Source organism: Azospirillum sp. (genome assembly GCF_050789165.1).
The window spans coordinates 1-9,942 of sequence record NZ_JBOZRT010000138.1; the positions used below are offsets into that span (position 1 = coordinate 1).

Annotated in this window: 10 protein-coding genes; 3 read left to right on the forward strand and 7 right to left on the reverse strand. The window is 70.9% G+C overall.

Annotated features, from left to right (window positions below; all coding sequences use genetic code 11):
• From ACRWK7_RS29300 to ACRWK7_RS29330, 7 genes are all read right to left on the reverse strand, one after another.
• A partial coding sequence (locus ACRWK7_RS29300) for a hypothetical protein (RefSeq protein WP_431860421.1) occupies positions 1 to 305 on the reverse strand: 305 nt, incomplete at its 3' end.
• An 8-nt stretch (positions 306 to 313) separates the two neighbouring features.
• The gene (gene hisF, locus ACRWK7_RS29305) at positions 314 to 1,081 is read right to left on the reverse strand and encodes an imidazole glycerol phosphate synthase subunit HisF (RefSeq protein WP_431860422.1); all 768 of its coding nucleotides are present in this window, start codon (positions 1,079 to 1,081) and stop codon (positions 314 to 316) included.
• Positions 1,075 to 2,763, reverse strand: coding sequence for a glycosyltransferase family 4 protein (locus ACRWK7_RS29310; protein WP_431860423.1), 1,689 nt, complete (start codon positions 2,761 to 2,763; stop codon positions 1,075 to 1,077). The genes hisF and ACRWK7_RS29310 overlap by 7 nt, the downstream gene beginning before the upstream one ends.
• 4 nt (positions 2,764 to 2,767) lie before the next feature.
• Positions 2,768 to 3,196, reverse strand: coding sequence for a flagellar biosynthesis repressor FlbT (locus ACRWK7_RS29315; RefSeq protein WP_431860425.1), 429 nt, complete (start codon positions 3,194 to 3,196; stop codon positions 2,768 to 2,770).
• A gap of 31 nt (positions 3,197 to 3,227) precedes the next feature.
• Complete coding sequence (locus tag ACRWK7_RS29320; RefSeq protein WP_431860428.1) at positions 3,228 to 4,586, reverse strand: methyltransferase domain-containing protein; 1,359 nt, start codon at positions 4,584 to 4,586, stop codon at positions 3,228 to 3,230.
• 168 nt (positions 4,587 to 4,754) lie between these two features.
• Positions 4,755 to 5,381, reverse strand: a complete 627-nt coding sequence (gene hisH, locus ACRWK7_RS29325) for an imidazole glycerol phosphate synthase subunit HisH (protein WP_431860430.1) — start codon at positions 5,379 to 5,381, stop codon at positions 4,755 to 4,757.
• On the reverse strand, positions 5,356 to 6,516 hold the full coding sequence (locus tag ACRWK7_RS29330) for an N-acetyl sugar amidotransferase (RefSeq protein ID WP_431860432.1): 1,161 nt from the start codon (positions 6,514 to 6,516) through the stop codon (positions 5,356 to 5,358). The genes hisH and ACRWK7_RS29330 overlap by 26 nt, the downstream gene beginning before the upstream one ends.
• Positions 6,517 to 6,790: 274 nt before the next feature.
• Here ACRWK7_RS29330 and flgK point away from each other — a divergent pair, with 274 nt between their 5' ends.
• The 3 genes from flgK to ACRWK7_RS29345 form a co-directional block, all read left to right on the forward strand.
• A complete protein-coding gene (flgK, locus tag ACRWK7_RS29335; RefSeq protein WP_431860434.1) occupies positions 6,791 to 8,326 on the forward strand; it encodes a flagellar hook-associated protein FlgK in 1,536 nt (511 codons plus the stop codon).
• An 18-nt stretch (positions 8,327 to 8,344) separates the two neighbouring features.
• On the forward strand, positions 8,345 to 9,448 hold the full coding sequence (locus ACRWK7_RS29340) for a flagellin (protein ID WP_431860436.1): 1,104 nt from the start codon (positions 8,345 to 8,347) through the stop codon (positions 9,446 to 9,448).
• A 133-nt stretch (positions 9,449 to 9,581) separates the two neighbouring features.
• Positions 9,582 to 9,942 (forward strand): flagellin (locus ACRWK7_RS29345; protein WP_431860438.1); only part of this gene is annotated, 361 nt, incomplete at its 3' end.

Sequence of the window (9,942 nt, forward strand, 5' to 3'; positions counted from 1 at the left end):
CCGCCGTCGGGCCGGGCGGCAAGACGCTGCGCCAGCCGCCGCACGGTCTGGTCGTCGTCCGGCGCCAGCCGCAGCAGGCGGCGGTCGAGCGGCGCGCCGGCCGCGTCGTCGGCCAGCACCGACAGCGCCACGTAGGGCCACGCCGCCTCCGGCGCCAGCGCCGCGGCGCGGCGGGCGATCCAGGTGCCGGACTCCGCGTCCTGCGCGTCGAGCGCGGCGCGGGCGTAGGGCAGCAGGGCGTCGGCGTCGGACGACAGCAGGATCCGCATCAGGACCAGCGGGGGCGGGAGCAGGGCCGGCGCCATGGCGGGACTCAGCCCCGCACCGGCAGGCGCACCGGGATGCCCTCGGCGTCGAGGTGCAGTTTGGCTTCGCGCGGCGTCTGCTGGGTGAAATGGAACATCGCCGCCGCCGCGACGGCCGCCGCCCCGCGCTTCGCCGCCGCCGCCATGTCGGCGTAGGAGCCGGCGCCGCCTGAGGCGATCACCGGAATGCCGACGGCGGCGCTCACCGCCTCGACCAGGGCGAGGTCGTAGCCCTCCATGGTGCCGTCGCGCTCGACCGAGGTCAGCAGGATCTCCCCGGCGCCGAGGCCGGCGACCTGCTGAGCCCAGGCGACGGGGTGGCGGCCGGTCGGCTGGGCGCCGTTGCGGCCGACCACCTCCCAGGTGCCGGGCGTGGAGCCGCGCACGTCGATGGAGACCACCACGCACTGGCTGCCGAACGCCGCCGCGGCGCGCTCGACCAGCGCCGGGTCGGCGAGGACGGCGGTGTTGACCGCCACCTTGTCGGCGCCGACCGAGAGCAGCGCCCGGAAATCCTCCAGGTCGCGCACGCCGCCGCCGACGGTCATCGGCATGAAGCAGTGGTCGGCCAGCTCGTCGATCAGGGGCAGGTCGGGGCCGCGTCCCTCCGCCGTGGCGGCGATGTCGAGGAAGACCAACTCGTCCACCTCGCGCAAATTGTAGACCTTGATCGCCTGGAGGGCGCCGCCGACCCGGCGCGAGCTGTCGAAGCCGCGCCCCTTGACCAGGCCGTTCTCGCGGTAGAGCAGGGTGGGGATGATGCGGGTCTTCAGCATGGCGGGTGGGCCTGGATCAGCCCGAGTTTCAGGAGGAAGCCGACCGTCCACACCATCTGCTGGCGCGGCGGCCCTTGCAAGCCCGCCGTCAGCTCGCCCACCGTGGCGTCGCCGGCCGACAGCCGGGCCAGCACGCCGTGCGCCACGTCGGTGAAGCCGATGACCGGCTCGGCGAAGCGATGCACCGACAGGGCGGAGAGGTCGCCGACCAGCGTCTCGGAGCGGTCGGGGCGGCGCGACAGCCGCAGCTCCGGCGTCAGCGCGCGGGTCGGGTGGCCGGCGAACTGGCGGAACGGGTCGGGGCGCAGCGGGTGCGGCATCGGCCCGGACCCGGGCGCGGCGGCGCGCAGCTCGGCGAGGTGCGCCCACAGCGCGCGGTGCCGTTCCAGCACCACCGGCCAGTCGAAGGTCGCCCGCGCGAACGCCGCGGCGCGCTCGCCCATGGCGCGCAGCCGGTCCGGAGCGCCCAGGAGGTCGAGCAGCGCCGTCTCCAGCCTTCCGACGTCGACGGCGGTCGCCAGCGCGGCGAAGCCCTCGTAGCCGTCGATGCCCAGCATGCCGTCCTCGTACCAGTCGGACAGCGCCTGCCCGTCGCCGGGCGCCGGGGCCAGGGTGGGGACGCGCACGCCCACCTCCCCGCCGTCCGGCCCAACGTCCGGCACCGTGTCGCGGTACCCGTCCCAGTCGGAGACCAGCACCGGCAGGCCGGCGGCCATCGCCTCAAGCGGCGTGATGCCGAAGCTCTCCTGGATGGTGTCGGACAGCGAGACGAACAGGTCGGCGGCGTGCCAGATGGAGAAGCGCACCGCGTCGTCGCGGCCGTCGAGCATGTGCAGCCGCACGTCCGGGCACAGGCGGCGCGCCGCCTCGTGGTACTCGTCCTCGATGCCGTCGTTGGCGAACCAGCCGGCGAGCACGAGGTGCACCGGCCGGCCCAGCGCTTCGCGCGCCCGCTGCAGCGCCAGGAACCCTGCCGTGGGGTGCGCCTTGCCGAGGTGCGTCAGCCGGCCGAAGTGCAGCGCCACCGGGTCGGTGCCGGCGATGCCCAGCCGGTCGCGCCACTGCGCGCGCAGCCGCGCCTTGTCGGCCGCGGGCACGGCGTACTCGTCGCACCAGATGCCGAGCGGGATGACCTCCAGGTGCGGGCGCGGCACGCGCGCCGCGCCGAAGCGGCGGGCGAGGTAGCCGCCGTAGTCGTCGAACATCAGCTCGATGGCGGCGCGGGACGCGCGGCTGGTGCAGACGATGGCGTCCCACGGCTGCACCGGCGCGGTCAGGTAGGCGCCCAGCGCGTCCTGGGCATCGTGCGTGCTGATGGTGTGGTTGAGGCCGATCAGGCTGACCGCCCGGTCGCCGCCGCGCGCGCGCCGCCACGCCAGTTCGGTCACCTTGGCCAGGCCGTGCACGTGCAGCGCGCCGGCCTGCACCAGCCGCGGGTCGTCGAAGGTCTGCGCCCAGCACACCTCCTGCCCCGGCACCGCCATGGCATCGCGGTTCTGCAGCGCGGTGAAGCGGTCGAGCTGGTCGAGCGAGTCGCCGTACAGCACCAGCGGCCGCGCCGGTTCGGCGTGCGCCAGCGCCTTCAGGAAGCCGTGGCCGGAAACGGCGCGCCCGGCGATGCGGGATCCGGAGCGGGCGAACCCGTCCTCCTGGAAGAAGACCGCTGCGGCCGGACGCACCACGCCCTCACTCCCCGGCCGTCGGCTGCCCCTCGGGCCCGGATCCGCCCATGGAGAGCATCTTGTCGTCGTGCGCGAACAGCTCGCGCGCCAGACGCAGGGCGGCGTAGTACTCGCTGGAGGCGAGGTGCAGGCGGATCGCCGCGACCTTCTTGCGGATGGCCGGCGTGGTCGTCGCCTCCGCGTAGTCGTCGATGTAGCGGTTCGCCTGGTCCAGCCACGCCGGCTGCTCCTCGGGGTCGGAGACGTAGGCGTTCTGGATCGCGAAATAGATCCGGCGCGCCGGGGTCGTCGCCTCTTCCGGACGGACCAACTGGCGCTCGAGCATCAGGGTGACTTTGTTGTGGATGGTCAACCCGATCGAGCTGTCGGCGCTGATGAGCGCACCGTTGATGATGATCCGCTCTCCGGCGCGCAGGTTGACTTTCAGGGGCATTCGAACGGGACTCCCAGATCAGGCCGGCGGATCAGGCCGACTTCAGCACGCCGACGACGCCGCGCAGCGGCTCGCCGTTGACCAGCCGCAGCTTCTCCGCCGCCATCTGCGCCACCGTGAACCCGGCGGCGGTGGCGAGGCGCTCCAGCTCGCCGCGGCCGTGCGCGAAGCTGCCGGCCGGGGTGAGGCGCAGCGGCGCGCCGTCGGCCGTCACCTCCACGGAGAAGACGAAGACGCCGCCCGGCTTCAGGTGCGCCTTCAGCAGCGCCAGCAGCGGCGCCACGTCGCCGATGTAGGCCAGCGTGTCGCCGGCCATCACCGCGTCGTACAGCGCCGTGTCGGCGGCCAGCGCCGCCTCGGCGTCGGCCACCTCCACCGAATCGTAGATGTGGGTGGTGCGCGCGTACTCGGCCATGGCCGGCGTCAGGTCGATGCCCTTCAGCGTGGCCGCCATGTCGCGCACCATCAGGCCGCACAGCCCGGTGCCGCAGCCGAGGTCGAGGACGGACAGGTCCTTGCCGGCGGTGTGCGCCCTGACCGCCTGGGCGATCAGCGCCGGGGCGCGGTAGCTGCGGGCGCCCAGCATCAGGTCGTCGTAGCGCGGCGCCAGCATGTCGAACACGACGCGCACGAAGTCCGGATCGGCCTTGGCCGGGGTGCCGCCCGTGGCGGAGGCCAGCACGTGGCGGGCGTAGCCGTCGTTCGGGGCGATGCGCTGCAGGTCGCGCAGCACCGCCACCGTCTCGGCGTCGCGGCCGTCGAGCTGCAGCACCGCGGCCAGCATGCGCAGCAGCCGGGCGTCCTCGGGGAAGCGCTTGCGCGCCTCCTGGCCCAGCGCGATCGCCTCCGGCAGGCGGCGCAGCTGCACCAGGCTGTCCATGCGCATCGCCACCAGCGCCGCCTCGTGCGGGGCCAGCGAGACGGCGGTGCGCAGCAGCTCCTCCGTCGCCTCGAACGACTTCTGGCGGCGCAGCACGGCGGCGAGGTGGGCGTAGCGGCCGACCTCGCCCGGGGCGGCCTTCAGCGCCTCGTAGCTGAACATCGCCGCCTCGTCGAGGCGGCCGACCGCGGCCATCTGCTCGGACAGCAGGGTGTTCGCCTCGGCGTCCTTCGGCGCGGCGGTGACGGCGGAGGCGGCGTCCTTGATGGCGCCGACGCGGTCGCCGGACTCGGCGCTCAGGCGGGAGCGGGCGAGCAGCGCGGCGCGGTGCAGGTCCGATTTGTCGATCACGGAGTCGAGCACGGTGCGTGCCTGGCGCCGCTCCTCCGCGCCGCCGGAGCCGATCAGCCCGAGAGCCTCGTTCACCGCGCCGTCGAGGTCGCCGGCGGCCAGGGCGGCGTTCGCCGCTGCAAGACGGCCCGCGGCCGCGCCCTGATCAGACACCATCATCGAAACTCCTTGCTCCGGCCCGCCGTCACGTCCGGCGGGCCGCTTGGTCTTGTATGACGAGTTTGCCATGAAATCCGGAAAAGCAACAAAACTATCGTGTGAGGCAAGGATGCCGGCGGGATCCGACGTCATGGCGCGGCCACGGGCCGGCCGCCCCCGGATCGCCCCCTACATCGCCAGGAAGTTGCGGATCAGGGTGAAGCCGACGTGCTGGCTCTTTTCCGGATGGAACTGCACGCCGCAGACCAGGCCGTTGGCGGCGGCGGCGGTGAAGCCGCCGGCGTAGTCGGTCTCGGCCAGACGGTTCTCCTCCGGGCAGCGCAGCGCGAAGCTGTGCACGAAGTAGACGTCGGCGCCGTCGGCGACGCCGCGGAACAGCGGGTGGTCGCGCCGCGGATGCACCTGGTTCCAGCCGACGTGCGGCAGCCGCTCGCCGGGCCGCGGATCGAGTCGCTCGACCCGGCCGGGAATCAGGCCCAGGCCCGGCGTGCCTTCATCCCCGGCGGCCCCCTCCGCGCCCCACTCGGCGAGCAGCTGCAGGCCGAGGCAGACGCCGAGCAGCGGGCGCGGGTGCTGCGCCAGCCCCTCGTGCAGCGCCGCCGCGAGGCCGCGGTCGTGCAGGTTGGCCATGCCCCGGGCGAAGGTGCCCACGCCCGGCAGCACCAGCCGGCCGGCCCCGGCGATGTCCTTCGGGTCGGCGGAGACGGCGACGCGGGCGCCGCACTCGGTCAGCGCGCGGCCGATGCTGTCGAGGTTGCAGAGCCCGTGGTCAACGATCAGGACCGACGTTGTCATGGTTGACCTTTTCCAGGTTGCCGGCGCGGTCGCGGATCAGCTGGCCGAGGTGGTCGCGCCTGAACAGCTTCTTGTTCGTATAGGAGTCGCAGACCGCCACGAACTCGTCCACCGTCATGTCGATCTCGGCCAGGATGTCGGCGAGCGGCCGGCCCAGGTAGGTGGACGGGAACTTGCCGTCGTGCAGCGCCACCATGGTCAGCCCGTCGGCGCGCGAGATGCGGCCGCGGCGGATGTGGTTGCAGGCGATGTCGGTGGCGCGGCCGAAGCCGTACTTCAGGAACTTGAAGTAGTCGTGGATGCCGGTCTGGTGGTTGTCCAGGTTCTCGTAGTTGACCAGCGAGCCCTCGACCATGTGCGGGAAGGTCTCGAAGCCGTGCGCCTGCGCCATCAGCGCGTTGGCGTAGCCGTCCCAGGGGAAGTAGTGGCCGAGGAAGATGCCGGTGACGCCGACCCGGGCCAGCTCGGCGTCGCTGGGGTAGGTGTACTGGATCAGGTCCTGCGGGCGGATGCCGTCCTGGCCGACCATGTCGCTGACCCGCAGGCCGAGCAGGCCGCCGAACTCCTCCAGCCAGCGCCGGGTCAGCACGTTGTTCTCCGCCGCCGCCGCCGGGCCGCCGTACTCGTTCTGCGCGTTCTCGCCCCAGACGATCAGGGGGATGTCGAGCTGAACCGCGAGGCGGACCGGGATGGTGAAGATGGTGACGTGCTCCGGCCAGGAGATGTCGCCGATGTTCTGCAGGCAGAATTTGTTCAGCTTGCGCCGGACCAGCGGGTTGGTGGTCACCTCGATGTAATCGACGCCGAGCCGCTTGAGGTTCTCGATGTTGCGCCGGCCGATGGCGGACAGGGAGCAGGTGGTGGAGGTGACGCACAGCGGCGTCAGCCCGGCCTCCAGCAGGCGGATGGTCTGGTAGGTGCTGTCCTTGCCGCCGCTGACCGGCACGATGCAGTCGTAGTTGGAGCCGTCGCGCCGGTAGCGCCCGACCACCGCGCGGAACTCCGCCTGCCGCGCGTCCCAGTCCACCGTGGCGCGCTTCTCGTAGTTCAGGCAGGCGCTGCACACGCCGCGCTCGTCGAACCACAGGTCCGGCTTGGTTTCCGGGTAGAGGCAGCGCGTGCAGTAGCGGATCATGGCGGTAAGTCTCTGTTCTGACGGGCGGGTCGGCGCCGGTTCAGCCGTTTGATGTATCACCACGGACGGGCGGACGGAAGGCGCGCCGGGGCTGGGCCATTTTTTCCCCCAGCGGCAATTTCTGCCCACGGCCCCGCCCGCGCCGGCCCGGCCTTTGCCCAGGGGCGGGCGGCGGAAAGCCAGGGAAATCAGGGGTTCCGCGGGATGGCCCGGGGCTTGCTACGCTGGTGGCGGGATGATGTTTTCCGTCATCCGGACCGACCGGAGCAGTTCGATGTCACTGGACCTTAGTATTGCCAACGCGCTCAGCGGCCTGAAGGTCGTCCAGCGCAGCATCGATACGGTGTCGCAGAACATCTCGAACGCGCAGACCCCGGGCTACACCCGCAAGACGCTGGCCCAGTCCGCCGTCGTGATCGGCCAGACCGGCGCCGGCGTGCAGGTGGGCGAGCTGCAGCGGGTCGTCGACGCCAGCCTGCAGGCCGACCTGCGCCGCCGCACCGGCGCGCTGTCCGGGCAGGAGGTCAAGGAGTCCTACCTGCAGCGCGTCGAGGAGATGCAGGGGCGTCCGGAGGACGCGCAGTCGCTCGCCTCCACCTACGGCAAGTTCCAGGACGCCTTCGACAAGCTGTCGACCTCCCCGGAGTCCATGTCCTACCAGCTGGAGGTGGTCAACCAGGCGACCTCGCTGACCGAGCAGCTGCACTCGATGTCGAGCCAGATGCTGACGCTGCGCAACCAGACCCAGGTCGAGATCGGCGCGTCGGTGGAGGCGATCAACGGCAACCTGCGGCGCATCGCCGACCTGAACAACCAGATCATCGCCGTGTCGCAGCGCGGCGAGAGCACCGCCCACCTGGAGGACCAGCGCGACCAGTCGGTGCTGGAACTGTCCAAGTACATGGACATCCAGACGGTGAAGAGCAACGACCAGCGGGTCATCATCACCACCCGCAGCGGGTTGACGCTGGTGGACCGCTCGGCGCAGCAGCTGGAGTTCTCGCAGACCACGCTGGACCACAACTCGTACTACAGCGCCAGCCCCCCGGGGAACATCCCGGGCATCACGCTGAAGGGCGCCCCCGGCCGCGACATCACCAGCGCGCTGAACGGCGACGGCAAGCTGGGCGCGCTGCTGGAGCTGCGCGACCGCACCTTCCCGACGCTGCAGGGGCAGCTGGACGAGTTCGCGCAGAAGATGGCGATGCGCTTCGAGGCGGCCGGCATGACGCTGTTCACCGGCACGCCGGGGTCGTACCCGGCGCAGCCGACCAAGCCCGGCAGCCCGGTGCCCGCCGACATTCCGGGCAACTACGTCGGATTCGCGGCGCAGATCTCGGTGAACCTGGCGGTCTCCAACCCGGACTTCGTCCGCTACGGCGACGCCGGCGCGCCGGCGGCCGGCGCCCCGGCGGTGACCAACCAGCGCATCCTCAACGTCCTGAACTACGCCATGGGCGACACCGCGGACGTCGCCGGTCAGCCGCACGCGGGGTTCCGCAACAGCGCGCTGGGCCCGAACCCGCTGGCCAACCTGACCAGCGACCTGCCGCAGGTCGCCAGCCTCGGCAGCTTCGTGCAGACGCTGGTGGCGCGCCAGGGCCAGATGCGCGCCGACGTCACGGCGGACAAGACGCGGACCGAGGAACTGAAGAACGCCGTCGAGATGCGCAGCAACGACCTCTCGGGCGTCAACCTGGACACGGAGATGGCGCAACTGACCATCCTGCAGCGCTCCTACAGCGCGTCGGCGCAAGTCCTGCGGACCGCGCAGCAGATGATGGACACGCTGTTCTCGGCAGTGCGCTGAGCACGAAGGACCTGAGCCATGAGCAACATTTCCAGCTACAGCCAGTACCAGCGCATGCTGAACGACACGACCCGGCTGCAGCGCCAGCAGGTCACGCTGAACAGCCAGGCGTCCAGCGGCAAGATCGGCACGGTCATCGGCGACCTGGGCGTGGAGGCGCGGCGCTCGATCAACATCCGCTCGGTCAACGACCAGCTGGCGACCTACCAAAAGAACATCGCCGGCGTGACGCTCTACGCCAGCGTCATGGACACCGCGATGTCCAAGATGACGGACCTGCTGAACGACCTGCGCAACGAATACAACAAGATGTCGAGCGACCTGTCGACCAACGGCACCACGTCGGTTCCCGACACCACCTTCCTGAACGAGCTGGGCAAGCGCGGGATGGAGGAGCTGCAGAACCTGCTGAACACCAAGGTCGAGGGGCGCTACATCTTCGCCGGCAACGACATCCACAACGCGCCGGTGCCCGACGTCAACGGCCTGTTCGCCGCCTTCCAGTCGGAGATGACCGCCAACCTGCCGGGCGCCACCACGGCGGCGCAGCAGGCCGACATCGTCACCAACCTCAAGAGCTACGTCGGGCTGCCGAACACCACGCTGGCGTCGATCCCCGTGGCCACCAACCCGCCGCAGGCCTACATGGGCGGCGCCGGCACCTCGGGCCTCTATGGGACGTCGCTGCAGCAGGCCGGCGGCGCCACGATGATCGCCCGCGTCGATGTCGACCGGCAGATCAGCTACGGCCTGCGCGCCGACGCGCCGGTGTTCCAGGACATGTTCCGCGCGCTGGCGACGGCCGCCACCATCACCTGCCCGCCGGGCAACCTGGACGGCTACAAGGCGCTGCTGAAGGACGGCTTCGACGCGACGCGCACGTCGATCACCGGCCTGTCCAACGAGGTCGGCAAGCTCGGCATCACCCGCAAGGAGATCCAGGACATCGGCCAGAAGCACGAGAGCGTCATCAGCAGCCTCACGGTCGCGCTGGGCGACGTCGAGGACGTCGACATGGCCGTGGTCGCCACCAAGCTGTCGCAGAACAGCACGGCGCTCGAAGCAACCTACAAGATCATCGCCCAGGCCAAGAGCCTGTCCCTCATCAACTTCCTGTCGTAGGAGTCCAACCCGTTGATCCGCCTGGGCGGCGGCCCCCTTGCCCTTACAGATACCCCTTGACGCGTTTGGCCTAGGAGCATAGACTTTTGCGCAGGTTCAAAAGGGCCTCTCGCAGACCAAAAGGAGATGTGTCATGGCAAACTCCGTCAACACCAACCAGAGCGCCCTCGTCGCTCTGCAGAGCCTCAACAACACGATCGGCCAGCTGAACAAGGTCCAGAAGCGCGTCACGACCGGCTACAAGGTGGCCGACTCGGTGGACGACGGCGCGGCCTTCGCGGTCGCCCAGTCGCTGCGGTCCGACAAGGGCGCGATCGACGCGGTCAACAGCCAGCTGAACATCGCCAAGGGCGCCACCGCTGTCTTCAGCAACGCGGCGACCAACGTGTCCGACGCGCTGATGCGTGCCCGCGAGACGCTGACCAAGCTGGCCGACCAGAACCTCAACACCGACATGCGCACGAAGTACAACAACGACTTCACCGCGCTGAAGG